Below are 25914 nucleotides of genomic sequence, written 5' to 3'. Positions count from 1 at the left end.
AGTTCAGCGCATCAGGCTTTTTTTAATGTACTCCGGGTCGCGGGCGGCCTGCTGCGCAGTTTCGGCGGAGATTTTTCCCGACCGGTACAGCCGCAAAATGGCGTTGTCCATCGTGATGCCGCCCTCTGCCGCAGAGGTGGCAATGGCGTTTTCTATCTGAGGGGTCTTCCCCTCCCGAATCAGATTGCGGACGGCCCCATTCACCACCATCAGCTCGCAGGCGCACACCCGCCCGCCGCTGCGGTCGGGAAGCAGCTGCTGAGACAGCACCGCTCGAAGCGTCATGGAAAGCTGCATTCTGATCTGCCGCTGGCGGGCCTCCTGAAAAGCACCCACAATGCGGTCCACTGCGTCTGCCGCGCCGCCGGTGTGCAGCGTGGAAAGAACCAGATGCCCCGTCTCGGCGGCAGTCAGCGCGGTTTCTATCGTGGACAGGTCCCGCATTTCGCCAATCAGCAAAATGTCCGGGTCCTCCCGAAGCGCTGCCCGCAGACCGGATGCATAGCTGGCCGTGTCCCTGCCCACCTCCCGCTGATTGAAAATGCAGCGGTCAGGCGTGTAAATGTACTCGATAGGGTCCTCCAGCGTTAAAATGTGAGCCGCACGGCTGCGGTTTATGCGGCTGAGCATCGCGGCCAGCGTTGTGGATTTGCCGCTGCCCGTCTCCCCGGTAACAAGAACAATGCCCCGGGAAAGCTCTGTCAGCTCCTCCACTTTGGGCGGAAGTCCAAGCCCTTCCAGCTCGGGAATCCGGTCCGCCAGCAGCCGCACCGCTGCGGAGCTTCGTTCCTGCTGGCGAAACAGGTTGACGCGGATTCGCACACCGTTTACGGTGGCGGCGGCATCCAGCTCGCCTGTCTCCAAAAACTGAAAATACCTCTCCCCTGCCAGCCGATGGACCAGCTCGTCGCAGTCCTCATCCGTTAGGGGCTCGTCCCGCATGGAGCGAAGCGCGCCTCCCACCCGATATTTCGGCGGCAGTCCGCAAATCAAATGTATGTCGGAGGCATGATCTGCGGATGCCTGCGCAATCAACTCTTCAATGGTCATAGGTTCTCCGCGGAAACGGTAATTCTCCGCGCCTCCTCAACCGTGGTGGTTCCTTCCAGTACCAGACGCTGGACATTCTCCGCCAGCGAGACAAAGCGTCCCTCCCGGCGGATGATCTCTTCCAGTTCTTCCCGCGATGCGTTTCGATTCACTGCCAAACGCAGTGCATGGCTGAGCGTTAAAATTTCAAACGCGGCAATGCGTCCCCTGTAGCCGGTGCCGAAGCAGCGGGAGCAGCCCGCACCTCGATATACCCGGCGTACCGGGCTGTCGATCATACCAATGTCCATCCATTCCTCCGGATTCGGGTCGTACTCCTGCCGACAGTCGGGACAGATGCGCCGCACCAGACGCTGAGAAATGATGCCGTTCACAGCGCCTGAAATTAAATAAGGCTCTACGCCAATGTCCTTCAGACGGTCAATTGTGGACAGGGCATCGTTGGTATGTATGGTGGACAACACCAAATGCCCGGTGATGGCCGCCCGCATGGCGATCTGCGCGGTCTCTCCGTCCCGGATCTCTCCCACGGCGATAATGTCGGGATCCTGCCGCAGGATTGCCCGCAGGCCGCCCGCAAATGTCATGCCTGTTTTCTCGTTAATTTGAACCTGGTTTGCTCCATCGATGTTATATTCCACGGGGTCCTCCAGAGAAATCAGGTTGACCTGTTCCGTGTTCAGTTCGCGGATCATCGTATACATTGTCGAAGATTTTCCACTCCCTGTGGGACCCACAATCAGCACCACGCCGGAGGGCCTTTGAATCAAATCCGTGTATTTTTCCAGATCGCCGCCCATCAGCCCCAGCCGTTCTTTGCTCAGCAGTTGGGCATCCTTGTCCAGCAGCCGGATAACCACCTTTTCGCCATAGATCACGGGAAGCGTGGACATCCGCAAATCCACATCCCGGTCTTTGCTTCGCACGGCCGCCCGTCCGTCCTGCGGAATCCGGCGCTCCGTGATATCCATGCCGCCCATAATTTTCAGGCGGGAGATGACCGACCCCTGCAAATCCTTGGGCACAGGCATGATGCTGTGCATCACCCCGTCAATCCGCATCCGAACCCGAAGTTCCTTCTCCTCCGGTTCAATATGGATGTCACTGGCGCTTTCCTCCACCGCCCGTTCAATAATGGAATTGACCAAACGCACCGTGGGCGCAAACTCGCTCTCTTCCTCACCGCCCAGAACGCTGGCGGTAAAATTGTCGGCGGACTGGATGGCGGACTGCGTCCCCACCGCGATCTCCCGCTTCATGTCTTCAATTGCCCGTGCCGCGCCCTCGTTGCCGTAAAGCGTGGAAATGGCGCGCTCAATATTCGCCGAGGTGGCAATCATCGGCACCACGCGCTTCCGGGTCGCCGTTTTGACCTCCTCAATGGCCATGAAATTCAAGGGATCGCTCATGGCAATATACAGGGTATTTCCACCCAGCTTTACCGGCACGATGCCATACTTTCGAGCAATGTTCTTCGGCAGCAGTTCCGCCAGCCGGGGCGGAATCTGTATTTGAGACAGATCCACACACTCCACACCCAGTTGCTTTTGCAGGGCGCTCATCAACTGCTGCTCAGTAATGATTTTCTCCTCAATCAGCTCGCTGCCCAAGCGGTTCTTGGTTTTTTTCTGGAACTCCAGAGCGTGCTCCAACTGTTCGGGCGAGATCAGCCCTACGGATACCAGCAAATCCCCCAAGCGGGTATAAGTCATACTTGTTTCTCCTTTATGCCCATTCATCAGCCGTTGAGTGCGCGAAATGTAAATTCAATCGGCTCCGACAACTTCGCCCCGGCAAAATCATACAGCCGATAGATCCCGGAAAAAACGCCGTCGGAATAGTGCAGCGCAAGCGGGCCGCCGATGCCATCGTCATCAGAGTCGAAGTCCTCCGGAACCACCGCCAGCCCCGAATAACCGGGATTGGTCAGCAGCGGTATTTTCTTTGCAGCGCCCGGCGCGTTCAGATAAATTACGCCCCGGTCCCCATCTTCATCCCCCGCGCCCACATAAATCCGCCCTGCCGTGATGCCGTAATTCACATTGGTAAATGCGCTCACCGCGCCTTCTCCGTCCGTCTCCACGTCAGTGGCATACCGCAGTACATCGGACAGCGCCGCTCCAATGGTGTCGGCAACCTGCTGGCTTCCGGAAATAAAGGTGCTTTGCGCCCGAATCCGGACCGCCGCCGCTATGCCTGCGGCGACCATTGTCGTCAGCAGCACCGCCATCAGAACCGCCACAAGCGTTTCCACCAGTGTCATTCCAGATCGGGCTCGCCATGAAAAAGCCGTTTGCTTCACCCGGCTCCACCTCCCCGGGTAGCGTAAGCCGTCAGCTCTCCGGACTGATAATAGCTAACTGAATAGTTCCACTTTTTTTCCGGACTGTCAAGCACAATCGAAATATCTTCTCCGTCAAAACTTCCTTCCCGCTGGCTTTCCACCGCGGACAGCGCGGTTTGGTAGTCCTCGTCCATCTGCCGCGCCTTTTCGTTGATTCGCACAGAAACCACCGTCATCTGCAAAAGCAGAATACTTGCCAGCGCGGCAATCAAAATCGCCGCCAACGTTTCCACCAGCGTCTCGCCGGAGGTCCATCTCTTCCTGCTCATGCCCCGGCCCCCTTTTTAATCACACCCGCACTCCACGAGGTGGTCCGGTAATCGTAGGTTTCGCCGTCCGTATTTTGCGCCGTCCGGGCACGAAACGTCACCGTCATGGTATAATCGCCGGCGGTGAGCACAACCGCAACGTCGCCCGTCTTCTTCATGGAAAGCGTCGCGTTCACGGCGGGCAGGCCCCCCCCCGCCGTGACGGTCAGCGTTCCGCTGTAAGATGCGTCGGTGTTGTAAACTTCGTTGTAAACGCCGGTCAGCAAGTCTGCGTCTGCATCGCTTTCCAGCAAAAACGGGCTCCACGTTCCAAAGGTAACCTCTCCTGTGTCCGGATCCGTTACATCGGGGCTTCGCGTCCTTCCCACAACATGGGCGCTTTTTCCCAGCTCGTCCCTCAGAAGGCGGGCGGCGGACGCCACCGCCAGATAGTTTTGCTGATCGGCATTGCGGCCCTCGCTTTTGGCGGCGCTGGCCGAGGCCCCGCCCAGAATCAAAGAACCCACAGTCAGACAGACCATGAAAAAAAGCAGTGAAATCAGCATGGACGCTCCGCGGCGGCTATGCAGTTTTTGAAAAATCATCCGCATGACCTCCTCCTGCCGCAAACCGGCTGCGTTTCCTGATTTTCTCAATGCCGCCAGTCTCCGTAGAAATCCAGCATCAGAATGCGTGGATACGGATAGGCGCTCCCCTTCAGGGTCTCGGAAAACGGATGCGTCTGTCCGGCGGAGGTATTCAGGGTCCAGCTTCCGCTGCCAGAGTCCCAGTTCCAACCTGAGAAGACGGTCTTGAGCGTCTCCAACTGCGTAAATGTAACAGAGACAACCTTGCCGCCGTCATTGGTCTCCTGAGACACGGCTTCGTTAAATCCGGGCTGCGACACCCAATAGCAATTTACGTACCGATCCTCTTTCGCCGCACCATTGATATAAGCCTTTACATCGTCGGCGGTAAAGCCCTCTGCCGTTCCGCCTGCGTCGACCAAAACCTCCACCGCGGAATAACTGTTCACCACAGACCGGCTGTTCCAAACATGCGCCGTTTTTATAAAGCCCACGGCCATTCCCTTTCCGGCGCTGGCCGTTCCCACAGCAAAGCAATCGGAAACGGTGCCGTTTGTGATGCTCCGGCAGAAGCCCGCCGCTGTTCCGCCTGCGGCTGTTACCGTACCGCTGTAATAGCAGGACGCCACGGTTCCGGATTGCATTAAATCCACAAATCCGACGGCATTGCCCCCTGAGCCGGAAGCCGTTACCGCGGACGCCGAATAGCTCAGACTGATGGTTCCCCGGTTGGTAATCACGCCACCCGACGCAGTCATTCCAGCCTTTTGCGCGGTCACAGGGCCTGTCGCGGAACAGCCGGAAATCAAAGCCGAATAGCCATTGGTGATCGCAAGACCCGCTGCATTCCCTCCCGAGGACAGAATTTTTGCGTCGACGGTGCAGTCTTTTATCCGGGAGTTGCTGTCAGCCAAATTCGTCACCGCCAGACCCGCTGCATCAGCGGCGGCTGTGACGGTTCCGGTGAAGGAGCAGTTGGTTACCGGCGCCTGACTTTTCACCATCAGCCCACCGGCACTGCCGTTTTCCGAAACAACATCGCAATTAGCGGTGCTGCCGTCCATGGACGTAATACTGCCGAGGCTTTCCGTGGAGACAATCAGCCCTGCCGCATCGCCGTATCCTTTAACCGTTCCGGCAAAGGAACAATCCGTAACCTTTGCCTGACTTTTCACCATCAGCCCACCGGCACTGCCATATTGGGAAGTGACGCCGCAGGGAACCGCTTTTCCAACGGAGCAGCTTTCAACAGTGATGCTGTTGCAATACGCGATCAACCCAGCGGCGGCGGTGGTGCTTCCGGTGGCAGATACGGCGGTGTTTTCCACCGTGGAATTTCTGATGCTTCCGGTGGTTGCCGTTGCCACAAGTCCGGCTGCATACTGACCTCCCGCGCGGACGGTCACCTTTTGTGCCGCATCCAAGCCGCCCACGGAACAGTCGATAACATCGGCTCCAATGTCGTTCAGTCCCCCAATCAGCCCGGCGGCATTGCCGCCCGTGCTGACAATGGAGCCGGAGATCAGATGGCAGTTCTGAACCGGCGCCTGACTGATAACCGCAAGCGCCGCAGCATCCCCCGGCTGATTGATGGAAACATCTTTTAAATAAAGATTTGCGATTACCCCAAGACTAGTTTGAAACAGCGGGTTTTTCAGACCGCTAATCAGATTTCCGGCGCCATCATATGTGCAGTTGGTATTATTGATGTAACTTCCTGTGTCCGCCTTTAAAACGGAGATATTATGAGTCTGCTTAAAATACCAGCTTGTCTCAGCAATCAGCCGCCGGTTTCGCAGTTGCTCCTCCGTGCGGATTTGCATGGGACCGGCTTCGTTTACCTTTAACGGTTCCATGGAAATTGCCGCCGCAAACAGCGGGTTTAAATAAACATTCCGATCAGTCTGCGCATCATACACCACACGCGCGGTCTGGTTGTTGTAATTCAGCAAATCACTTCCGCCGTTTCTCAAGGGGTACAAGTCCTGTTCAAGCGTCGAAAGCGCAGTCTTACCATCAAAAACGGCCACGCCCCAGTAAATATTGTTCTTGTCAAATCTCGGCACTTTTACATCTTCCGTCCCTTCCGGCACAAGAACGCCATAGCCGGTCAAGGAAATTGTTTTCGCATTGGCATAATCCAGAGAATCCGCCAAATTTCCGGCCTTGTCATATCCGTAAAAGCCCCACGCCCCATCACTATACTGTTCATAGTAGCATAATCCATACGGCGTCTCAATCTTCTGCGTCGGCTCATATCGAACCGGCCAGTCTCCGTAATACTCCTCCGTCACCATGAGGAAGGGATATGCCTGCTTCAAAAGGTCCTGCCGATACGGATGGCATTTCGCCGCTGCGTTTTTTACGCCTTTCGCAAGAGTGTCATACTCGTAGGCAGAGACGCCGTCAGGTGTTGCGCCTGCATCCGCCACAACCGTATTTCCACTCTGGCTGAGATATTTGCAGTCGGTATAAACCGCGCTGCCGCTGCCCACCAACGGGCCGTATGTTTCCGCAGTTCCGGTAACAACCGTTCCGCAGGCATAGCTGCCGTCAATGCTCAAAGAGCCGGAAGCGGCTCCCACCAGACCGCCGCAGGAGGATGCGCCGAATACGGCGGCTGCGGAAAAGCTGTCGTTCACCTTCACAACACCTGTAGACGCACCAATCAGGCCGCCCGCCGCGGCGCGGTACGCCCCGAATGTCCCCGCAGCGACACTGCCGCTGGCATAGCTGTTTTGAATCTTCACCGGTGCGCCGGACGTCCCTCCGCCGGCTCTTCCAATCAGGCCGCCTGTGGTCTGTTTGCTGTTTCCCACAGCCAGCGAGGAAAAGCAGTTTTGAATCAAAACAGCTTTCCCGCCCGCCTGCACCTCCCCGATCAGACCACCAGTGGGCGCTTCATCTCCGGAAACACCGGTTCCTCCGGTCACAAAGCCTTTCCCTGCGCCGGTGAGGTAGACGCCGCAATTCTCCACCGCAACGCCGCCCCCGGAGCCGATCAGCGAGCCGATCAACGCGCCGGCTCTGGTGCCGCCGGATACGGTCCAGTCCTTTAGCCGCAGGTTCTGCATTGTGGCGGAAACTGTGGTTTTACCGACGAGGCCGGCGTTTCCCGTTTGGAAAATTTTAAAATTGCTGAGAGTATGTATCGTTCCCGCGCCGTCCTGTCCATCAATGGTAATACCGCCCTGCTTTGTGGAATCCGTTAGGAGGATAGGGGTAAAGGTATCCGGCGCGGCGTCCCGGTGCGCCTTCGCAGGCAGCATATTCTCCTGCCGCAAGGTTTTTATAAAATCAATATCTCCCGATTGCACGGCGGCCGCTCTGCCCTGATGATAATACCGCAGATTGCTTAACTGCCGTGCGTAAGCAAACTCCACGCCCCTGCGATGCTTCATGCCGCCGACAGTAACGTCTTCGCCATACTTTTGGGCAAACAGGCTGTTGGCCGTGCCGATCAGGGCGTTCTGATACAGCGGCTTCCCTGCGTAAGAGAGCGTTGCCTTAACGGTAATGTCGTCCCCCGCCGCAAGGTCAGGAAACAGCTCCGTAAACGAGCCGCCCTCCACCATGCTGTCCAGCAAAACATATAGCGTATATGTATTGTCCGAATCGATGCTGCCCCAGAAATGGGAAGCGGAGGTCCCATTCGTATCCGGTGGCTGCCCGTCCACTGTCACCGAAGCCATATCGCCGTTCTCATCTGTCAGCGTAATCATGGCTTTCACCTTTTCGGGATTGGTGGCGGCTGACCCCAAATTCGGATACCTCAGTTCCACATAGAGATCTTCCTGATTGATCAGCTTCAGCATTTCGGTTCCATGAGGCTCTTCGATTTCTTCCTCGACAGACCCCCCAACGGTTTCACTGAGTGTTCCTCCGCCGTAATAACCGATTCCCTCTTTTGACCGAAGGTCGGGGTCATCGGTGCCATCCATCAGCTTTCGCAGCGCATCCACCGCGTCATACGTCAGCGTATCCTTGGAATAATACACATCGGTGATATCTCCCGTCCGGGGATTCAGATACAGCACATAGCTGCCGAACAGTGTAAAAAGAAGATCACCGGTTTTGGGCAGACTGTCTCCCGCCGTAGCTGAATCTATGTAATACAGCGTTTCGGTAACCCCGTCGCCGCTTGCCGTTTCCGGCTGTGCGCTTCCTCCGGCATCCGCCGTCAAGGTTCCCAGCGTACCGGAAACCTTCCGATCCATCAAATCACTCTGCGCCGACATATAGATTTCACGGGCGGTTCCATCCAGATCCGTCAGTTGCAGGCGTTTCCACTGCTGAAACAGAGACGAAGCGGCAAAAGACGCAAAAACCCCTACAATTACGACGACTGTCAAAGTTTCCATCAAGGTAAAGCCTTGAATATTCCTCGTTTTTTGTCTGCTTGTTCCCAGCATGGTCATCCTCCGAAAAGCATAAAAAGCTGCCGTGAGCACGACAGCTTTCAGCACTTTTCCAATGCACTGGTCGTGCATCTTGGCATGTGGCAGCTGGCTGCCGAATGGAAAACCCGCTCCTCTCGGGCAGGAGTTCCACATACGGCCCTATAGCTTTGCGTCGCCGGTTTTCACCGGGTATGCCTTTCATCTGCTTTCTCATCCTATTTTGGGTTTATGTTATCATATTACGCTTTTATTTGCAAGTAACAAAGTCACAAAAATTTGATTTCGGGGCGTTTTTGGAACTTTTTGCCTTGTCTTACTTCCGTGCCCTGAAGTCAATCTACGCCGTATGCGAAGCGATAACGTCTCCTTTGATTCTTTCATTATCCCGCTTGTTTACGGCGAAGGCGCCCGGCATCCGCCTTTTCCTGTGCAATGTCACGCCCCCCCAGCTTACTATAACGGCTTGGGCCTGTCCGAAAGCCGGGCAGGCGTGGACGCAAGCTTTCTCTAAAAAAGAGGCGGCCGGTCAAAAGACCGGCCGCCGAGAAGTAGCACGCGCCATGGAATGTGCGGAAATAGTAATTGTGTAACCGGAATTTGGGTTGCTTACAGCTGGAGCTTTTGTGACTGTTTTCCGTCCAAAGCCTCTTCCAGCGTATGCCACGCCAGCACGGCGCATTTCACCCGGGCGGGCATATGGGAAACTCCCTGCAAGGCAATGGCTTCCTCCAGCTTTTCCAGCCGGGCTTCGTCCGCCACCTCTCCCTTAATCATGCCGAAGAAGAGATGCAGCAGTTCTCTTGCGTCCTCCACCGCCCGGCCCTTGACCAGATCAATCATCAGCGAAGCGGATGCCTGAGAAATTGCACAGCCGTCTCCCGTAAAGCCGGCGTCTTCAATCACGCCCGCTTTTACCCGCAGCTCCAGAATAATATCATCCCCACAGCTTGGGTTCACGCCCTCTAAAGCGATGGTTGCGTCCTCCACCTTGCGGCGGTTTTGGGGCGCGCGGCTGTTTTCCACGATAATCTGATTATACAGGGCGTTAAGCTCCAAGACCCATCCACCTCCTCACCTGTTCCACACTGCTTAAAAAGGCATCCACGTCTTCTTCCGTGTTGTATACGGCGAAGCTAGCACGGGCGCAGGCGGTGATCCCCAGAAACTCCATCAGCGGCTGGGCGCAGTGATGCCCAGCCCGGACCGCAATGCCGTCCGCATCCAGAATCGTGGCGGTGTCATGGGGATGCACGCCGTCCACGTTGAAGGAAATCACGCCGCTCCGTCCCTCCGGGACCGGTTCGCCGTACACCGTCACATGGGGGATCGCGGACAGGCCCTTCAGCGCACGGGCCGTCAGGGCCTTTTCATGGGCTTGGATCTGTTCCCAGCCAAGAGCGTCCATAAACCGGATGGCGGCTTCCAATCCCACCTCGCCGCCCACATTGCGGGTTCCCGCCTCAAAGCAGCGGGGAATTTCGGCGTAAGAAACGCTTTGCTCATGGACCGAGGCAATCATGTCGCCGCCGCTGAGGAAGGGCGGCATTTTTTCCAGCAGCTCCTTCTTTCCGTACAGCGCGCCCACGCCCATAGGGGCGTAGAGTTTATGCCCTGAGAAGGCGGCGAAGTCCACGTCCAGCGCCTTCACATCCACGGGCAAATGGGGCGCGCTCTGGGCGCAGTCCAGCACCACCACCGCACCCACGGCGCGGGCTCTGCGGACAATGGAGGCCACCGGGGCTTCCAGCCCCAGAACGTTTGAAACCTGCGCAATCGCCACCAGCCGGGTGCGGTCCGTAATTTTCCGGTCCAGCTCCTCCTCGCTTAGGCGGCCGTCGGGTCCGGGATAGAAATACACCAGCTTCGCGCCGGTGGCCTTGGCCACCCGCTGCCACGGGACCAGATTGCTGTGGTGCTCCGCCACGGAGAGGGCGATTTCATCCCCCGCCTTCAAAAACTCCAAGCCATAGCTGTACGCCACCAGATTCAGACCCTCGGAGGTATTCTGGGTGAAAATAAGCTCCTCCGGCGTAGCGTGAAGAAAGCGGGCCACCGCCACTCTGGCGTTCTCATGGGCATCTGTGGCGCGAACGCCCAGCTCATACACGCCCCGGTGGGGATTGGCATTGTCCTGGCGGTAGTAATCCTCCACCGCCTTCAAAACAGACAGCGGCTTTTGTGTTGTGGCGGCGTTGTCGAGATAAATCAGGCGCTTCCCGTTTTCCGGCACAGTTAAGATAGGAAACTGTTTTTGCAGTTCGTTCATGGCTGACCCAGCCTCCTTCCAATATTTTCGAGAATTTCCGCCCGCAGCGCCTCGTCCGGGATTTGGTCCAGCACCGGGGCAAACCGGGCTTCGACCATCAGGTGCTTGGCCTGCGCGGGAGATAGGCCGCGTGAGCAAAGGTAGTAAAGCTGCTGCTCTTCAAACCGGCCCACGGTAGCGGCGTGCTGCCCCTCTACCAGCTCCTCCCCGCACAGAATCAACGGCGCGGTGCGGTTGCGGGCGGTGGGGCTGAGCAGCAGCACAGTTTCGTTCTCATGACCTACGGCGCGGACGGCCCCCTGACGAAAGTCAATGGTGCCCCGCAGGATTTTGCGGCTCCGGTCCCCCAGCACACCGGCGGTGCGCAGCTCGCTGTGGGTATCCTTGCCGGTATGAATCACCAGATCATTGAAGTCCAGCGACTGTTCCCCGTCTCCAAAATAGGCGGTGTCCAGACTGTATTCCGCAGCCCGGCCCTCCAGTTGAATCCGTGTTCCGCAGGCGGCCACGCCGCCGCCCAGCACGGCCCGGACTACCTCCACGCGTGCGCCCTCGGCAACCCGCGCACCCACGGCGCTCCAGCTTCGGCTGTCGGTTTCCAGCAGTTGAATCTGAATGATGCGTACCTCTGCGCCCGGCTCCGCGTCAATCTGGGTCAAATCCGCCGCCGCGCCGTGGTCCGCCCCTCCACGGAGCACCTGCACCACGGTGAGGGAGCTTCCCGCTCCGGCGGAAATGCCCCAGTGGGTGACGGCGGCGCTTTGTTTGGAGCTCAGCGTCCGGGTCAGGGTTAAGGGCGCGGCGGTTTTTCCGCCCTGCGCCCGCACATAGCAAACGGTGTCCGCGTGGTCTAAAACGAACCGGTCCACCGCCTCGCCCATACCGCTGGGAATGGACGCGACAGTATCCGGCAAAGCGGAAAGCAGCTCCACGCCCTCCGGCAATTCCCCGGCATAGGGCATGGGCGACAACTTGCGGACGGCCAGCTCCGGCAGCGCCGCGCTGTCCTCCGCCTGATTCACGCCGGTCCAGCTCCATGTTGGAACCGGCAAACGGTTGATTGCACTGTTCATGTTTCGGTTCCTCCTTTCAGCCGATGCTGCCCTTCATTTCAAGATGGATGAGATTGTTCATCTCCACCGCGTATTCCAAGGGCAGCTCCTTGGCAATAGGCTCGGCGAAGCCGCCCACGATCAGGGCGCGGGCGTCCTCCTCGGCAAGCCCTCGGCTCATCAGATAAAAAATGGCCTCTTCGCTGATGCGGCCGATTTTGGCCTCGTGTCCCACGTCCACCTGATCGCAGCGAATGTCCATCACCGGCACCGTGTCGGAGTGGGAACGGCTATCCAGCATCAGCGACTCGCAGGAGACGGAGGACTTGCTTCCCTCTGCCTCCGGGGCCACGGTGACGGCGCTGCGGAAGGTGGAAATCCCCCCATCCCGGGAAATGGACTTGGTGGTGATGTGCGAGGTGGTATTGGGCGCGGCGTGAAGCACCTTCACGCCCGTGTCTAGGTTTTGACCCGCGCCGGCAAAGGTAATGCCGGTAAATTCCATCCGGGAGCGCGCGCCCTTCAAAACGCTCATGGGGTAAAGATAGGACGTGTGGGACCCGAAGGAGCCGGACACCCACTCCACGGTGCCGCCCTCCTCCACCAGCGCCCGCTTGGTGTTCAGGTTGTACATGTTTTTGGACCAGTTTTCGATGGTGGAATACCGCATCCGGGCATTCTTTCCCACATACAGCTCCACGCATCCGGCGTGGAGGTTTGCCACGCTGTATTTGGGGGCGGAGCACCCCTCAATGAAGTGCAGATAGGCCCCCTCGCCCACGATAATGAGGGTATGCTCGAATTGGCCCGCCCCCGGCGCATTGAGCCGGAAGTAGGACTGAAGCGGAATGTCCACAGACACGCCGGGCGGCACATAGACGAAGGAGCCGCCGGACCAAACCGCCCCGTGCAGCGCGGCAAATTTATGGTCGGTGGGCGGAACCAGCCGCATGAAGTGCTTGCGGACCAGCTCGGCGTAGGGGCCGGTAAGGGCGCTTTCCATGTCGGTATAGACCACGCCTTGGGCGGCAACCTCCGCCCGGACATTGTGGTAAACCACCTCGGAGTCATACTGCGCGCCCACTCCCGCAAGGGACTTGCGCTCCGCCTCGGGAATGCCAAGGCGCTCAAAGGTATTTTTAATATCCTCTGGCACGTCGGCCCACTTGCCCTGCATGGCGGTTTTGGGCCGGACATAAGTGACAATATGCTCCATGTCCAACTCGTCCAAAGGAGGACCCCACGCGGGCAGAGACAGTTCGTTATATGTCCGCAGAGCCTTCAGGCGGAAAAGCCGCATCCACTCGGGGTCGTGCTTTTCCTCCGAAATTTTCTCCACGATTGCGGCCGTCAGGCCGGAATCCACTTCAAAGGATGGGTCCACCCGATCCTTAATGTCATAAACACTGCGGTCCATCGCTTCCACGCGGGTCTTTTCCTGATCAAAGCGGCTCATGAACCCCCGCCTCCTTTTTCAGCTCGCCAAAGCCCCCCGCCGTAATTTCGGAAACCAACTCAGCCCCGCCGGTGCGGGCAATTCGTCCGCCCTCCAGAATGTGAACCGCGTCGATGTCCAGTCCCTCCAGAATTTTGGCGCTGTGGGTGATAATCAGCAAGGCGTTTTGTTTAGAGCGGAAGGCCCTGATTCCCTTCGTCACGGTACGCACCGCATCCACGTCCAGACCGGAATCGGTTTCATCCAGCATGGCAAGCTTCGGGTGAAGCATCAGCATCTGCAAAATCTCCGCCTTCTTTTTCTCTCCGCCGGAAAAGCCCACGTTCAAGTACCGGTCGGCATAGGACGCGTTCATGTCCAGCGCGGCCATCTGCTCGCGCAGCTCCTTGCGGAACTGCAAAACCTTGGGCGGCTTTCCGTCCACCGCGCCCCGGGCGGTGCGCAGGAAGTTTTCCAATGTAACGCCGGGAATCTCCTCCGGCGCCTGGAAGGAAAGAAACGCGCCAGCCCGGGCGCGGGCGTCCGCCTTTTCCTCCGTAATGTCACGGCCCTCCAAAAGAATCCGGCCCCGCCGGACCTCATAGCGGGGATCCCCCATCACCGCGGAAACCAACGTGGATTTTCCCGTTCCGTTGGGGCCCATCAGCACATGAAGCTCACCCGGGCGAATCGTCAGATTGACGCCGTCCAGAATCACCTTGTCCTCCACGGACACACTCAGATCTTGCAATTCAAGCAACGGACTATTCATCTATTTCGACCTCCTTACCGCCTGTTGGGCGGTCAAATAGTTAGAAACGCTAACCTTTTCTCTATACTATACTAACTTACTATGAAATACAACTGGTTTGATTTAAAAATTTATCGAAAATTCCACAAAATTATTGAAAAAAGTCAATTGCGTCTTACCTGTTCTGATCAATCGCGGCTGTTTTCCCTGACTAGAATAGTCCGGGCCTGCCCGGTTTCCGGACAGGCCGGACGCATTTTTCCTGCGCTGATCGCCACAGTCCTCTCAATTGCAGAAAATAAATCAGGCGAAGAAACGACTCTCCTTGCGATTTTTCTTACCAGCGTATAAATTTATATGGTATCAAATTGCCGGTTTTCAGCTCCATCGTAAAAATAATTTTCGGGCAGCCCGAGTGTTTTCCGCTTTTTGCCCGTACTATAAGCGACCGGTTAATCAAAAGTCACGGAGGGATGGAAGTGAATGACGCGCAGATTGTTGCCGCCATTAAAAAGGGCGATGAAGCAGTAATCAATTACGCAATTGATCAATATTCCAAGCTGCTGTGGTCAATTGCAGGCACGATATTGAAAAACGTCGGAAGCACGGAGGATATCGAAGAATGTGTCGCTGATGTATTCATACATCTATGGCAAAAGCCCGAAAAATTTGAAGAACAGCGTGGAAAGCTGAAATCTTATCTTGTCGTCGTCGCCCGGAGCCGCGCAACGGACAGATATCGCCAACTCTCAAAACAAGCTGCAATCTCTTTGGATGAAACCCTGCTGCTTGAACATCTGGAGATCGTAGAGGATATCCCCTCGGCAGAAGCAAAGCACACGTTGCTTTCCGCCGTCAATTCTCTGGACGAGCCTGCACGCGAAATCATTGTGCGACGATACTACTACGAGCAAAAGCCAAAGGAAATTGCGTTTTGCCTTGATATGCCTGTCAAGCAGGTGGAAAACCACCTGTATCGTACAAAACAGAAATTGAGGAACATCATTGTGATTCAGGATGGAGGGTTTGACCTATGAAGCACACGGCCTTATCATTCAGCAAAACGAACCTTCAAAATATCAAGGGCATTTTTGAAGAAAAAACCGGGGTGGAGCTTCCCTCCCGCCGCACGCTGCGCCGCCCCGTCAGAGCGGCGGTAATTCTGGCTGCGGCGCTTGTCTGCTGCTTTTCGCTGACGGCTTTCGCAGTCAATCTATTTTCCTCCCTGTCCGGCGACGATGTGGGCTTTTCCGCAGCCTACGAGGGAAACGGCATTGTTTCCCTCGTGGTGGAAAACCGGTCGAATAAAGTCTTTGCCTTCCAGCCCAAGCTCAAGCTGATGCGATGGAGCACCGGGGAGGAAATCGCCCCCATTTCGGACGACGTTGTTTTTACCGGAACAAAAATTGCGGCAAATTCCAGCGGAACAATGACAATTGATCTCTCAAACGCCTATGACATCAACGCATTGGAGGAACCGCTGACCGACGACAATTACTACTTTGTTCTTACAAACAACAATTTCCTTTTTGGTCAGGACTGGATGTGTACCGTATGGTTTTCAAAGCCCATTGTCACTCCCGACGCTCCCACGCCGCCTGTTCAGGCGGATGAAACGATTCTCCGTGCCATTCCTGAAGATTTGCGGGGTTACTTCGAAAATATCACCTTTGATATTAATGAGCGGCGCGCGCTGAATGCGCAGTATGTGCAGAGCTATACCAACCTTTTCGCGCAGTTCGATGGAACCATTGTTCCTTCCGTTTCCCCCCTGCCCCTCTTGGCAGACGTTCCTTCCGACGTGATCTTTGACAGCTCTGTTTCTGAGAAAGACCAGCGCCTGCTGATCGGAGCACACTACTTAGGCAGTGACGTCAATTTTAAGCTGCTGGCCACGAAACCGGAAACCGCGCTTATTGTTTCGGCATTGCTTCCCCTCACAAACTACACGGATCCCGATATGGGAACTGATCTCCCGCTGTTTTATATCTTTATGTACGATAAAGAAAGCATCAATCCAGAACGTGATTACGCCTTTATCCACGGGCAGATAATTCGTTTTTCAGACCTTGCGCAATTTAAGGTTTACGAGGACGAGCAATATGTCTGTTACGAAGTAAGCCCATTGATTTACTCCGATTTGACCGAATATGTGCAGAACTTTGTCAGTCAAAACCCGGATATCCGGTATGACAGGCAGGCGCAAGCCCGTGTTGAGAACATCTACCGTTACTACAAGGAGCACCTTGGAAGCTTGCTTTTCACAAGATAAACCAAGCAATTCTCTTTTCCCTCAGCATATTAAAAGCTCCGCTGTAAAGCCTAAGCGGCGTACGCAAAATAACGGAGCAAAAGACAAACGACGGGTTTGATTTAAAATCAAACCCGCCGTTTTCTGTATTTTGGGCGTTTGGATTCATGCTTCCTTTTCAGGCATCCATCAAAGCCACAAATACTTCATCAGTTCTTTTGTCATTTCAAGGTGTCCGCTGCGGATTGTCCTGCGATGCCTTCAAAATTAGTCTCCGCCATCGGATACCGGGCTTGAAACGCCTCTTTTTTAAACTCGCTGTCCCGGACATGATCCGGGATTGCGTGATCGCTTTTCAGGAAATAATCCTCCGTCTCTAACAGAGCATCCCATGTAGCATCCAAATTGTAATATACTCCGTCCAGCTCCACCAGATTCCATGCGTGCCGCTCGGCGGTTTCGCCGTTGGCCACAGTCCCCGTGACGATGCGGCAATGAACGCCCGCCTCCCGCAGCAGCCGATAAACCGCCACACTGTATCCCTGACAGGTTGCGGCGCCATTTAAAAAGGCCGCATAGGCCGTTGTGTCGAGATGATAGCTTTCATTCTTCTTGTGGATGGTATCATAGGTGACGGTCCGAACCAGATAGTCGTGAACCCCACGGATTTTTTCATAATCCGAGGTACTGCGCTTGAAATCCAGCTCTGCAAGAATGCTTTTTACGGCCTCATCCACCTGCTGTTCCTGCTCCAGGGTTGTGTAATAGATCGGCTCAATCTGAATGGTATACCGGTATTGCACGCCAACCTGCTCATGGCTGTAAAAGAGCGTATAGCCCCCATATTGATATCGGATATAATCCCCATCCATGGGACCGTCGCCCATTGTCAGCGCATTTTTCATCAGGTCGCTCACCAGCACGCTGATATCCTCCATGTATTCCCCCTTGCCGGAAAAGGTCAGCGTGATACGGCGGTCATGCTTTTTCAGGGAAGCCTGAACCCTGCGGAGCACCTTCTCCTCGTTTTCAAATACGACGGAAAGGTTTTCGCTGTGAACATACGCAAGGGGCGAAGCATGCCGGGTAAACGCCGCCATTGCCGCGCCCAGAGCCAGAAAAAACAATACGCCCGCAATGGCAATTCGTCTACATTTTGTCATGCTTCCTCCGGAACATCTGCGCGTTGGTGCGCAGGAGCAGATGCTCTATGTCAATGCCCGCAGGGCAGATTTTGGCGCAGGAAAGAGACTTCCCGCAGCCTTCATAGGCGTGGGAAGCATAGGCCGCGCAAACTCTTTGCTGTTCTTCCCCTGTCATCGAAGCCAATAAACGGGAGGTGGGTACAAACCCCGCCGCGCCAAAAAAGTCGTCCCCCGGACAAAAATTCGGACACACCTCCAGACAACAGCCGCATTGCAGACAACGGGACGCGTCATAGGCTTCAACCGATGCCCGGTCCGTCATAACAATTTCTTTTTCGGCCCAAATTTTCATGAGGGCAAGATTTTCAAGCAGGATGCTCCGATCAACCATCAAGTCGGCAACCACGGGAAACTTCCGCAGAGGTTCCAACGTGACGATTCCCTTCTTCGCCACAGTCTTAAGTACGGTGTCGCAGGCAAGGCACGGCTTTCCGTTGATGACCATGGCGCAAGCCCCGCACTTTTTCTGAAGGCAGGCACAGTCCCAGCGAATCGGCTCCACCGGTTCGCCATGGATATCCCGAAAGCCGCCGCTGTTGAGTTCGTTCAGCGCGGCGGCAACCGTTGTGTTCTCCCGCTCCGTTTCAAACGGAACGCTTTGCCGCCAAGGCGGCGCTTCCGCTGTGGCCCTGCGGAGTATGTCAATCCTTATGTTCATGGTGCTGTCTCCAACGACGTTCGGTAGACGATTTTTACCAGCCCATTAAAATGCGCCACGGTTTGCCGCCGGTATTCTTCTTTTGTCTCGGGAAAGTCCACCCGGAAATGCGCGCCGCGGCTCTCCTCCCGAAACGTCGCCGAGCGGAGCATCGCCAGCGCCAGATATATTCGTCTGCGTTCCCGCTTATTGCGGGTGCGCTCCAGCAAATCTTCAAGGCTTTTTTGTGCGGATTGCAGGGTATTTCCGTCCCGGGCAATACCCAACGCGCTTAGCAGAAGTTCGCTGATCTGCAAAATTGTCTTGGGGTCTGCACAGTTATGGTCCGTCTGTGGTCCGGGAAGCGGTTCCAGCATTCCGGGCAGATGCCCCGCCAGATGCTCCGCCGCCGCCTGCCCGCCATACAGTGCGCCCAGCATGGAGTTTCCGCCCAGCCGGTTTGCCCCGTGATATTGGCAGCAGCACTCCCCCGCCGCATAGAGATTGCCCACATTGGTCCGGTGGAAAACATCCACATCAATGCCGCCCATGAAATAGTGGATTCCCGGCTCCACGGGAATCGGCGCTTTGGCCGGGTCAAGACCCAGATAGTGCTTTACCTCCCCACGCAAATCAGGCAAACGCTTTTTCCATGTCTCGTCGGACAGCTCCCGCAAATCAAGGAACACCTGACCGCCGCAGTCCGGGTCCCGCAGAACAAAGTACATCTCCCGTGAGATCACATCCCGGGGCATCAGATTCCCAAGATCCGGATATTTTTCCTCCATGAAATACCATGGCTTACCATTTCTCAGAGTGTAAAGCCTCCCCCCTTCACCCCTCGCGGCTTCACTGATTAAGCACCGCTTCCCCGGAATGCCGATGGTGGTGGGATGATACTGAAGCATTTCCAGATTTCCAAACCGGACGCCCTGTGCAAAAACCTGCGCCGCCGCATCTCCGGTGTTTGCCGTGGTGCCGGTGGTCATTCCCGGAAAAAAGCCGTTCAATCCGCCAAAGCACAAAATCACAGCTCCCGTAAAGTTAGTTTCCTTGCCAGTATACAAATCCTCCACCCGCACACCGGCACATTCGGATTCCTCCGCCCCGGAAAAAAGCAGGGTGGAAAAAGCATGATGAGAAAGCCGGACCACAAGACCCCGGCTTTCATATTTTCTGCACTCGTCAATCAGGGCGGACATCAGCACCTTTCCGGTGCTGGACTTTGCATATGCCGTCCGCTTTTTCTTCTGTCCGCCAAAATTGCGAAGCTGAATTACCCCGTCCTTCCGGTTAAAGGGAACGCCGATGCCGTCGAGAAAGCGAATGATTTCCGGCGCATACTCCGCAAGGCTCCTCACCGCCGCCGGGTCGGCCAGATAGCACCCGGCCCGCAGGGTATCCGCGCAGTGCGCTTCGGCAGAATCCTGCTCCCCCATGGTATCCAGCGCACCGTTGATGCCGCCCTCGGCCAGCACGGACTGCGCCCGCTCCGAGGGCTGCACAGAAATGAGCCGACAGGGAATTTCCAGCCGCGCCAGATGGATGGCGGCGGAAAGCCCCGCCAGTCCCGCCCCGATAATATTTACAACGCCCGCTTGCGTAGCGTTCACCTCCAAAGCACATTCCATCTGAGAAAGTAAATGACAAACGCCGCCCCGCAAAACAGCAGCACCACGGACAGCACAAGGAGCATGTCCTTTATAAAGGCGCCCACACCTTTCGCCCCGAAGGCGATCAGCAACGGCTTTAGGTTGCTTAGGATATGCACCGCAACCGATATGACTAGCAGCAAGCTTCCGGCAAGCTGAAGCACTCCAAAGGGCCGGAGGCGATAGGCTTCCCCCGTGATGCCGGTCAGAATCACAATATGAAAGGCAATGAAAAGCAGCATGGCAAAGCCGCTGATTCTTCTGGCCCAAAACAGCTTGTTTTCCCGAAAATAGGACACGCCGGACTTTTTGCAGGCCCGCAGTGTTTTCACCGTCAGGCACACGCCCAGAACCACATGGGCCGCAAGCAGCGCCATCATACTCCACGACAGGACCTTCAGCCAGGTCCTGCCGCCCGGCAGCACGCCCAGCAGTTGATATCCCCCCACAATGGCATGAATGAGAAGAAGCGCTATCACAAGCACGCTGATGATTGCATTCCATTTTCTCATGGATCGTCCAATCCTTCCGTCCCAGTCAATGGCAGCACCTGCACCTCATCGGAGCGGGCGCTCTCCGCACGGTAGACATCCGCATACTCTCTGGACAGAATGATGATGTCAAACAACCCGTTATCCGCTTGGGAGCACAGCAAGGATGCGTCTTCCGTATGCAATTTCATCTGATTTTCCGGCAGGCGGGACTGAAAGCTTCTTGCCATACTTACCGCGCCCTGATCTCCCTTTGGCACGGAGCAGGAGATATCCTCAAAGATATAGGCAATTTCACCGCCGGAAAAAAAGGTGATCCAGTCCGCAAGCTTTTCCGCATCCGGGTGCATGGCGGTATTTAACAAAACCACGTACTCACCGGACGGCTGCTCCAGCACCACTGTGGCGCTGGTAAGCGCATCGACGCCTTCCCCGCTCAACAGCTCTTGAAAGGTACCGGAGCGAAGAAACGGAAGCCCCAGCAGCAGAAAAATCGACGAAAGACAAACCGCCCCGTGCCTCAGCGCGTCGCCCGCTTTCATCCCGCCGCTTTTGCCCCGCTCAACGCGTCGTCAACCGCCTCAAGAAACAAATCATGGTTGATGGTCGCGCCGGTAATTGCGTCAACGTCCTTGGCGCTGCCGCTTTGGATGAGCTGGCTGGCATATTCCTCGCAGGCAGCCACAGCCTTCTGGGCTTTATTATAGTAATCCCGGTTGGCGATTTTTCCGCCCTCCATACCGTAGCTCTCGGCTTTCAAAGCCCCGTCCGGCTCGTAGGTCTGATAGGTACACGCGGTAATCGCGCCGTCTTTGATGATGATACTCACCTCTCCGTAGCCATTACCGTCGTCAGAGCCGTCCTCGCTGGTATATACGGAGCTTTTCCCTTCATAAGTACCGTCCTGATAGCTGACATTGCCGTCGCCGCAGGCGGTTAACCCGCCAAGGCTGGCAATCATCATCATCGCTGCAATCCACTGTTTTAACTTCATCACACTTCCACCTCACTCTGTGAATCGAATATGTCCGGTGAAATTTTGATTCACCGTCTGCCGTGCAATTCTGCCGTTGCGCAGAACAATCTGCCGCTGCGCCACATCGCCCACCTCGGGATCGTGGGTGACCACAATCAGGGTCGTCCCTTCTTCGTGCAGCTTGCGGAACAGGTCCACCACAATTTCCTCGTTTGCGTCGTCCAGATTGCCCGTGGGCTCATCCGCCAGAATGATTTCGGGGTGATTGATCAGCGCTCTTGCCACGCAGACGCGCTGCTGCTCACCGCCGGAAAGCTGGCTGGGCAGGTGCTTCGCGCGCGCTGCAAGGCCCACCCGCTCCAGCGCCTCCATGGCCTCCTGCTCATCGGGGATACTGTGGTAATACTGGGCCAGCATCACATTTTCCAGCGCGGTGAGATAATTGACCAGATGGAACTGCTGAAAGATCAGTCCAATTTTATCCCGGCGGATATCCGTCAGTTTTTTAGCAGGCTCCTTGGCAACGTCCACGCCGTCCAGCAGGATATGCCCCTTGGTGGGCTTGTCCATGCAGCCGATCATATTCATCATGGTGCTCTTGCCGGAACCGGAGGGCCCCATAATGGAAATCCACTCCCCCCGATCCACCGTGAAGCTCACATCATCCAAAGCGTGAAGGTCCCCGTAAATTTTAAATACGTTTTGAAACTCTAACAGGCTCATGCATCATTCTCCTTTTAGTACCAACGCCGGGTCCACAGAGGTTGCGCTGCGGATGGGAAGCAGGCAGGCAACGCTGGTTACGGCAATGGAAACGATGATTGTAATTGGTAAAAGAAGCCAGCGGAAGGAAATGTAGCTGCTAAACACATTGATACTGACAAACTGCGCAAACGCAAAGCCCACAAAGGACCCCAGAATGCCGCCAAGTCCGCCCAGTAAAATTCCTTCGCCCATAAATTCGGCAATAATGCCGGAGTCCGAGGCTCCGATTGCTTTTTTCAGGCCAATCTCACTACGGCGCTCGGAAACCACCGCGGTCATAGTGGTCGCCACACAAATCATGGTCAGCGCCAATACGATGACAGTCACCAGCAGCACCAGCGCCTGCAGCTTGGACAGGACCGTGGTTTCGGAGGCCGTGACCCGTTTTACCAGATTCGCGCTGATGTCCGTGCTTCCTGCGTTGATTTCATCCACATAGGTTTGAAGCTGCGCCGACCCGGCAGAGACGCTGATTTCCGCGATATCCACATGGGCCGGAAGCGCGGTCAGCTCCTCCATATCCTCCATGGAGACATAGACGTATTCTTCTTCGGAGCCGCCGGTATTCAGAATGCCGGTGATTTCAAAATCAATGGTAGTGTCCAGCTTGCTTTTATCCTCCGGCGTAAAGCTGACGGTGACGCTTTCTCCAACACTGAGCACCAGACTTTCCGCCACGTTTTTTCCCACCAGAATCTCATGTGCCTTGGCAGGATATTGGCCCTCCACCAGCCAGTAGGGGCTGGTCTTCTGGACGGCCGCCATGTCCGTTCCCGCGGCAAGGATGGGCTGTTCGTGGATGCGTACCGTATTGTATTGATAAGGAGTGGCCCCCACCAGCTCTTTGGACGAGATGACTGAAAGGCTCTCCTGCATATCCGCGTCTGTAAAGCTCTCCTCCGCGGGCATAAAAATCATATTCGCCCCGTAGTTTCGGAACTGGGCGCCCATCTGCTGGGGCACATCCACATAGATTGTCACAAGTCCGGACAGAATCGTAGCCCCGATGGCGATGGCCAGCAGCGCCACCAGCATCCGCGACCTGCGCCGCAGCAGGGAGGCGGTGATCATGCGAATAAGCATTTTTCTTTTTTTCATACCATGGACCCTCCACGCCAAAATGATTTATCTGCCATGCAGCACTTCCGCAGGCTGCAAGCCCAGCAGCATCCGAATGGCCGGAATGCTACCCGCAAGCGTCACAAAGGTCACCAACACGCCCACAATGGGAATCACAACGGTACGAATGGAGATGGTCGAGCCGAAAACGCTCTGCCCTATGATCTGGGCAAACCCAATCCCGGCAAAAAAACCAACAACGCCGCCGATAATGGACGCAATCAAAATTTCCGTCAGCACGAGGGCGGTGACAGAGCGGTTATAGGCGCCAATCGCTTTCATCAGCCCAATCTCTCCCGACCGCTCCATGACGCTGGCGGTGACAAGATTGCTGATGCCAAGCGCCGACCCAACCAGACTCAGGAACATAATCAGCAGCATCAAAAGCTCCGTCTTGTCCAGAATGGCCCCTTCGGAATCCGCCACCTGACGGACAGGAGATGCAACCGAATCCGTGATAACCTCCTGAATCTGATAGCAAATGGAGCTTGCATAGGCGGTGCAGTACCAGACCTCATACTGGGCAACTGTCAAAGAGGAGGGGTCCTTGGCGGCTTTTTTTGCAAGCTCGTTGTCCGGCGTGGTCAGAGCGCTGACCTCTATGCTGCCGATGGAGCCGGACAGATCCGCCAAGCTCTGGGCCACATGTAGGGGAACATAGACCTGATTGTCTTCTTCCCCGCCGGATTCATAGATGCCCACCACGGTAAGCTTTGCGTCACCGGCGGAGCCGCTGAAGCGAATCTGATCGCCCACGCCGATCTGCTCCCGATCGGCCAGTGCCGCGCCCACCATGACTACATCCGTCCCCGCGTCGGACTGTTCGTCAATCCACTGTCCCTCTCGAATATCCCACCAGGAGCGCAGGCTGCTCATGCCCGCGTCCAACTGCTCCCCTGTCGGTAAATCCAAGTGGTGGTTAAACCAGCTTCCCACCACATGTATCTCCGTACCGTCCGGCAGGGCGGCGGAGGTGATGACAAAGGGCGCAAAATCCACAATGTTAAACGCCCAGAAAATCGTCTTGATATTGCCCAGCTCCGATTCCTTCAAATACGCGCTGCCGGACGTTTCATCCTCTACATCGTACAAATTGCTCACAATAGAAGACTGCTTGGGCACCACCGTGATGTTTGCGCCATAGGCCTTCAGCTCCTGATTCACCTTGTCGCCCACATCCATCACCACGCTGATCATGGCGGTGGCCAGAGAGGACCCCAGCGCGATGGTCAGCGCGATCATCAGCATTTTCTTCCACTGGTGGAGAAGTGTACCGCGAATCATTTTAAAAAACATACGACCCTCTCCCCCTTACTTAAATTCCGATTCATATTCCAGCAGTCCCTCAAGAGGGACCACAATATTTCCATTTTCAATTCTGTAATCAATGACGATGGGGTTGCATCCGCCCTTAAAGCCGATGGTATTGATGTTCATGACCACATCGCAGAGATTGCAGACAATTTGACCGTCTTTTTCATAGTATCCGGTTTCGCCGCAGATTTCGCAGGCGTCCAGACCAATGCCATAGGCCGAGGAATTCGGCTTCTGGATGACGATAAAGCGGATCACCACGCCGCTGTCCGACGTATAGCCAAAGCGGTGCAGATGTCCGTCATTCACCTGGTCAAACGGCACAATGACACTACCGTCTTCGATTTTTGCATCCTCAATGGGAGAAAGCTCCACCTCTTGATTGGCATAGGCGCTCACCGCCGTCATGGTAAATATCACAAGCGCAAAGCAAACGAGACTGACTGTGCTCCAACGTCTCCGCCTTCTCCATTTAGCCAGAATTTTTCTGTGCTGGGCGCTGTTTTCATAAGGCTCGCTGACAGAAAGACTTTTTATCAGCAAGATCACCGGGACAGCCGCCGCCATCAGAATTGCGAAATAGATAAACCAATTGCTCAGGTTGGACGCATATTTTGAGGTGACGAACAGGAAGTGATTGCTTGGAATCATCCGCTTGGCCAGAAGAATTCCGAACGCCGCCGCCACCTGCTTGAAGGTGTTCCCCAGCAGCGCCAGAGAAGTCAGCAGCAGGGCGGTCTTTTTTGATATACAAAGCGTTCCCTGATAGATGGATACGCCCATTAAACATGTCAGCAGGAAACCCAGCAGCATGCCCAGCATCTTGACCACAAACGCGGTGGAAGCCACCGTCTCTTCCGTAAGCAAAATCGTATGCGGCATTTCAAGGAAGAAGGGCACAAAATAGAAAAGCAACATTGCAAGCTCAATTGCCATCATGGCGGAAGGCAACAGCACCTCCAGCTTTTTAAGCCGCTTCCCCAAAATCGTGAATACCCAAAACAAAATTAAAGAAAGCAAGGAAACCGCATAGATGTAAAGGTTCCAGATTCCGGTATCCACCTTACTGGTCATGGTTTTAAAAACAGCCATTACAATCGCGCTGATCAGTCCGGCGGCAAATCCCCACCGCATCGCCGTTCCGCCCCTGTCCTGATAGGCAACTTTGATATACGCAAGAAGCATTCCGGCCATGATCATCAAAGAGGCCAGCTGCTCCGTCGATTCTACAAGATATTTTAGCATTCTATATACCTGCCTCTAAATGAAAATCAACCAAACGCCGGGGAAAATTCTTTATAAAGCCACTGCGCAAATACGCACCGAAGCGCTGTGCCGGGAGAGTGAGACTTCCCCGGCACAGCGCAGTGT

25 protein-coding genes and 1 riboswitch are annotated in these 25914 nt (G+C 55.7%); of the genes, 4 read left to right on the top strand and 21 right to left on the bottom strand.

What is annotated here, in order from left to right; all coding sequences use genetic code 11:
- Positions 1–3 precede the first annotated feature (3 nt).
- The 6 genes from RTU96_RS10970 to RTU96_RS10945 are packed head-to-tail and all read right to left on the bottom strand — an operon-like array spanning position 4 to position 8641.
- Entirely contained in the window at positions 4–1050 is a 1047-nt protein-coding gene (locus RTU96_RS10970; protein WP_312636655.1) for a PilT/PilU family type 4a pilus ATPase, read from the bottom strand.
- The gene (locus RTU96_RS10965) at positions 1047–2762 is read right to left on the bottom strand and encodes a GspE/PulE family protein (protein WP_312636654.1); all 1716 of its coding nucleotides are present in this window, start codon (positions 2760–2762) and stop codon (positions 1047–1049) included. Before RTU96_RS10965 ends, RTU96_RS10970 begins: the two co-directional genes overlap by 4 nt.
- A gap of 26 nt (positions 2763–2788) precedes the next feature.
- Positions 2789–3313 carry a hypothetical protein gene (locus RTU96_RS10960; protein ID WP_312636653.1) on the bottom strand — a complete coding sequence of 175 codons (525 nt, stop codon included), beginning with the start codon at positions 3311–3313 and terminating at the stop codon, positions 2789–2791.
- A 35-nt stretch (positions 3314–3348) separates the two neighbouring features.
- On the bottom strand, positions 3349–3663 hold the full coding sequence (locus RTU96_RS10955) for a hypothetical protein (protein ID WP_312636652.1): 315 nt from the start codon (positions 3661–3663) through the stop codon (positions 3349–3351).
- Complete coding sequence (locus RTU96_RS10950) at positions 3660–4247, bottom strand: hypothetical protein (protein WP_312636651.1); 588 nt, start codon at positions 4245–4247, stop codon at positions 3660–3662. Before RTU96_RS10950 ends, RTU96_RS10955 begins: the two co-directional genes overlap by 4 nt.
- A gap of 47 nt (positions 4248–4294) precedes the next feature.
- Complete coding sequence (locus RTU96_RS10945) at positions 4295–8641, bottom strand: prepilin-type N-terminal cleavage/methylation domain-containing protein (RefSeq protein WP_312636650.1); 4347 nt, start codon at positions 8639–8641, stop codon at positions 4295–4297.
- Positions 8642–8726: 85 nt separating this feature from the next.
- Positions 8727–8835: riboswitch (cyclic di-GMP riboswitch) on the bottom strand.
- On the opposite strand from RTU96_RS10945, the gene RTU96_RS10940 reads away from it, so the two are divergent.
- Entirely contained in the window at positions 8821–9219 is a 399-nt protein-coding gene (locus RTU96_RS10940; protein ID WP_312636649.1) for a hypothetical protein, read from the top strand. (Overlaps the previous riboswitch by 15 nt.)
- Before the next feature lie 16 nt (positions 9220–9235).
- Here the strand turns inward: RTU96_RS10940 and sufU are convergent, their stop codons facing one another.
- The 5 genes from sufU to sufC are packed head-to-tail and all read right to left on the bottom strand — an operon-like array spanning position 9236 to position 14154.
- Positions 9236–9685: a Fe-S cluster assembly sulfur transfer protein SufU gene (gene sufU, locus RTU96_RS10935; RefSeq protein ID WP_312636648.1), complete on the bottom strand. Its 450-nt coding sequence runs from the start codon at positions 9683–9685 to the stop codon at positions 9236–9238.
- A complete protein-coding gene (locus RTU96_RS10930; protein ID WP_312636647.1) occupies positions 9675–10895 on the bottom strand; it encodes a cysteine desulfurase in 1221 nt (406 codons plus the stop codon). Before RTU96_RS10930 ends, sufU begins: the two co-directional genes overlap by 11 nt.
- Positions 10892–11968 carry a SufD family Fe-S cluster assembly protein gene (locus RTU96_RS10925; RefSeq protein ID WP_312636645.1) on the bottom strand — a complete coding sequence of 359 codons (1077 nt, stop codon included), beginning with the start codon at positions 11966–11968 and terminating at the stop codon, positions 10892–10894. Before RTU96_RS10925 ends, RTU96_RS10930 begins: the two co-directional genes overlap by 4 nt.
- A 16-nt stretch (positions 11969–11984) precedes the next feature.
- The gene (sufB, locus tag RTU96_RS10920) at positions 11985–13403 is read right to left on the bottom strand and encodes a Fe-S cluster assembly protein SufB (RefSeq protein ID WP_312636644.1); all 1419 of its coding nucleotides are present in this window, start codon (positions 13401–13403) and stop codon (positions 11985–11987) included.
- Positions 13390–14154 (bottom strand): Fe-S cluster assembly ATPase SufC, encoded by a 765-nt coding sequence (gene sufC, locus RTU96_RS10915; protein ID WP_312636642.1) that lies wholly within the window; start codon positions 14152–14154, stop codon positions 13390–13392. The genes sufB and sufC overlap by 14 nt, the downstream gene beginning before the upstream one ends.
- Positions 14155–14235: 81 nt before the next feature.
- Here sufC and RTU96_RS10910 point away from each other — a divergent pair, with 81 nt between their 5' ends.
- From RTU96_RS10910 to RTU96_RS10900, 3 genes are all read left to right on the top strand, one after another.
- Positions 14236–14484 carry a hypothetical protein gene (locus RTU96_RS10910; RefSeq protein WP_312636641.1) on the top strand — a complete coding sequence of 83 codons (249 nt, stop codon included), beginning with the start codon at positions 14236–14238 and terminating at the stop codon, positions 14482–14484.
- Between the two features lie 122 nt (positions 14485–14606).
- Positions 14607–15170 (top strand): sigma-70 family RNA polymerase sigma factor, encoded by a 564-nt coding sequence (locus tag RTU96_RS10905; protein ID WP_312636639.1) that lies wholly within the window; start codon positions 14607–14609, stop codon positions 15168–15170.
- Positions 15167–16405, top strand: coding sequence for a hypothetical protein (locus RTU96_RS10900; RefSeq protein ID WP_312636638.1), 1239 nt, complete (start codon positions 15167–15169; stop codon positions 16403–16405). Before RTU96_RS10905 ends, RTU96_RS10900 begins: the two co-directional genes overlap by 4 nt.
- A gap of 200 nt (positions 16406–16605) precedes the next feature.
- On the opposite strand, the gene RTU96_RS10895 is transcribed toward RTU96_RS10900, so the two are convergent.
- The 10 genes from RTU96_RS10895 to RTU96_RS10850 are packed head-to-tail and all read right to left on the bottom strand — an operon-like array spanning position 16606 to position 25788.
- The gene (locus tag RTU96_RS10895) at positions 16606–17547 is read right to left on the bottom strand and encodes a transglutaminase domain-containing protein (protein ID WP_312636636.1); all 942 of its coding nucleotides are present in this window, start codon (positions 17545–17547) and stop codon (positions 16606–16608) included.
- Positions 17534–18247: a 2Fe-2S iron-sulfur cluster-binding protein gene (locus RTU96_RS10890; RefSeq protein WP_312636635.1), complete on the bottom strand. Its 714-nt coding sequence runs from the start codon at positions 18245–18247 to the stop codon at positions 17534–17536. Before RTU96_RS10890 ends, RTU96_RS10895 begins: the two co-directional genes overlap by 14 nt.
- A complete protein-coding gene (locus tag RTU96_RS10885) occupies positions 18244–19839 on the bottom strand; it encodes an FAD-binding protein (RefSeq protein ID WP_312636634.1) in 1596 nt (531 codons plus the stop codon). Before RTU96_RS10885 ends, RTU96_RS10890 begins: the two co-directional genes overlap by 4 nt.
- Complete coding sequence (locus RTU96_RS10880; protein WP_312636633.1) at positions 19836–20390, bottom strand: pilus assembly protein PilX; 555 nt, start codon at positions 20388–20390, stop codon at positions 19836–19838. Before RTU96_RS10880 ends, RTU96_RS10885 begins: the two co-directional genes overlap by 4 nt.
- Positions 20387–20911 (bottom strand): hypothetical protein, encoded by a 525-nt coding sequence (locus tag RTU96_RS10875; RefSeq protein ID WP_312636631.1) that lies wholly within the window; start codon positions 20909–20911, stop codon positions 20387–20389. The genes RTU96_RS10880 and RTU96_RS10875 overlap by 4 nt, the downstream gene beginning before the upstream one ends.
- Positions 20908–21363, bottom strand: a complete 456-nt coding sequence (locus tag RTU96_RS10870; protein WP_312636630.1) for an FMN-binding protein — start codon at positions 21361–21363, stop codon at positions 20908–20910. Before RTU96_RS10870 ends, RTU96_RS10875 begins: the two co-directional genes overlap by 4 nt.
- A gap of 12 nt (positions 21364–21375) precedes the next feature.
- Positions 21376–22068, bottom strand: a complete 693-nt coding sequence (locus RTU96_RS10865; RefSeq protein WP_312636628.1) for an ABC transporter ATP-binding protein — start codon at positions 22066–22068, stop codon at positions 21376–21378.
- 3 nt (positions 22069–22071) lie between these two features.
- Complete coding sequence (locus tag RTU96_RS10860) at positions 22072–23208, bottom strand: ABC transporter permease (protein ID WP_312636627.1); 1137 nt, start codon at positions 23206–23208, stop codon at positions 22072–22074.
- 27 nt (positions 23209–23235) lie between these two features.
- Positions 23236–24525 carry an ABC transporter permease gene (locus RTU96_RS10855; RefSeq protein WP_312636626.1) on the bottom strand — a complete coding sequence of 430 codons (1290 nt, stop codon included), beginning with the start codon at positions 24523–24525 and terminating at the stop codon, positions 23236–23238.
- 15 nt (positions 24526–24540) lie between these two features.
- A complete protein-coding gene (locus tag RTU96_RS10850) occupies positions 24541–25788 on the bottom strand; it encodes a Fe-S-containing protein (protein WP_312636625.1) in 1248 nt (415 codons plus the stop codon).
- Between the last annotated feature and the right edge of the window lie 126 nt (positions 25789–25914).

The sequence above is a fragment of the Oscillibacter sp. genome (assembly GCF_032018205.1).
GTDB lineage: Bacteria > Bacillota > Clostridia > Oscillospirales > Oscillospiraceae > Oscillibacter.
Note: the sequence above shows the minus strand (reverse complement) of the source record. Positions and strands in the feature narration are given on the sequence as shown.

Excerpts from the sequence above, each read along its gene's own strand:
- RTU96_RS10970 (WP_312636655.1), bottom strand. The coding sequence starts at position 1,050 with ATGACCATTGAAGAGTTGATTGCGCAGGCATCCGCAGATCATGCCTCC.
- RTU96_RS10965 (WP_312636654.1), bottom strand. The coding sequence starts at position 2,762 with ATGACTTATACCCGCTTGGGGGATTTGCTGGTATCCGTAGGGCTGATC.
- RTU96_RS10960 (WP_312636653.1), bottom strand. The coding sequence starts at position 3,313 with ATGACACTGGTGGAAACGCTTGTGGCGGTTCTGATGGCGGTGCTGCTG.
- RTU96_RS10955 (WP_312636652.1), bottom strand. The coding sequence starts at position 3,663 with ATGAGCAGGAAGAGATGGACCTCCGGCGAGACGCTGGTGGAAACGTTG.
- RTU96_RS10950 (WP_312636651.1), bottom strand. The coding sequence starts at position 4,247 with ATGATTTTTCAAAAACTGCATAGCCGCCGCGGAGCGTCCATGCTGATT.
- RTU96_RS10945 (WP_312636650.1), bottom strand. The coding sequence starts at position 8,641 with ATGCTGGGAACAAGCAGACAAAAAACGAGGAATATTCAAGGCTTTACC.
- RTU96_RS10940 (WP_312636649.1), top strand. The coding sequence starts at position 8,821 with ATGCCTTTCATCTGCTTTCTCATCCTATTTTGGGTTTATGTTATCATA.
- RTU96_RS10930 (WP_312636647.1), bottom strand. The coding sequence starts at position 10,895 with ATGAACGAACTGCAAAAACAGTTTCCTATCTTAACTGTGCCGGAAAAC.
- RTU96_RS10925 (WP_312636645.1), bottom strand. The coding sequence starts at position 11,968 with ATGAACAGTGCAATCAACCGTTTGCCGGTTCCAACATGGAGCTGGACC.
- sufB (WP_312636644.1), bottom strand. The coding sequence starts at position 13,403 with ATGAGCCGCTTTGATCAGGAAAAGACCCGCGTGGAAGCGATGGACCGC.
- sufC (WP_312636642.1), bottom strand. The coding sequence starts at position 14,154 with ATGAATAGTCCGTTGCTTGAATTGCAAGATCTGAGTGTGTCCGTGGAG.
- RTU96_RS10910 (WP_312636641.1), top strand. The coding sequence starts at position 14,236 with ATGAAATACAACTGGTTTGATTTAAAAATTTATCGAAAATTCCACAAA.
- RTU96_RS10905 (WP_312636639.1), top strand. The coding sequence starts at position 14,607 with ATGGAAGTGAATGACGCGCAGATTGTTGCCGCCATTAAAAAGGGCGAT.
- RTU96_RS10900 (WP_312636638.1), top strand. The coding sequence starts at position 15,167 with ATGAAGCACACGGCCTTATCATTCAGCAAAACGAACCTTCAAAATATC.
- RTU96_RS10895 (WP_312636636.1), bottom strand. The coding sequence starts at position 17,547 with ATGACAAAATGTAGACGAATTGCCATTGCGGGCGTATTGTTTTTTCTG.
- RTU96_RS10890 (WP_312636635.1), bottom strand. The coding sequence starts at position 18,247 with ATGAACATAAGGATTGACATACTCCGCAGGGCCACAGCGGAAGCGCCG.
- RTU96_RS10880 (WP_312636633.1), bottom strand. The coding sequence starts at position 20,390 with ATGAGAAAATGGAATGCAATCATCAGCGTGCTTGTGATAGCGCTTCTT.
- RTU96_RS10875 (WP_312636631.1), bottom strand. The coding sequence starts at position 20,911 with ATGAAAGCGGGCGACGCGCTGAGGCACGGGGCGGTTTGTCTTTCGTCG.
- RTU96_RS10870 (WP_312636630.1), bottom strand. The coding sequence starts at position 21,363 with ATGAAGTTAAAACAGTGGATTGCAGCGATGATGATGATTGCCAGCCTT.
- RTU96_RS10865 (WP_312636628.1), bottom strand. The coding sequence starts at position 22,068 with ATGAGCCTGTTAGAGTTTCAAAACGTATTTAAAATTTACGGGGACCTT.
- RTU96_RS10860 (WP_312636627.1), bottom strand. The coding sequence starts at position 23,208 with ATGAAAAAAAGAAAAATGCTTATTCGCATGATCACCGCCTCCCTGCTG.
- RTU96_RS10855 (WP_312636626.1), bottom strand. The coding sequence starts at position 24,525 with ATGTTTTTTAAAATGATTCGCGGTACACTTCTCCACCAGTGGAAGAAA.
- RTU96_RS10850 (WP_312636625.1), bottom strand. The coding sequence starts at position 25,788 with ATGCTAAAATATCTTGTAGAATCGACGGAGCAGCTGGCCTCTTTGATG.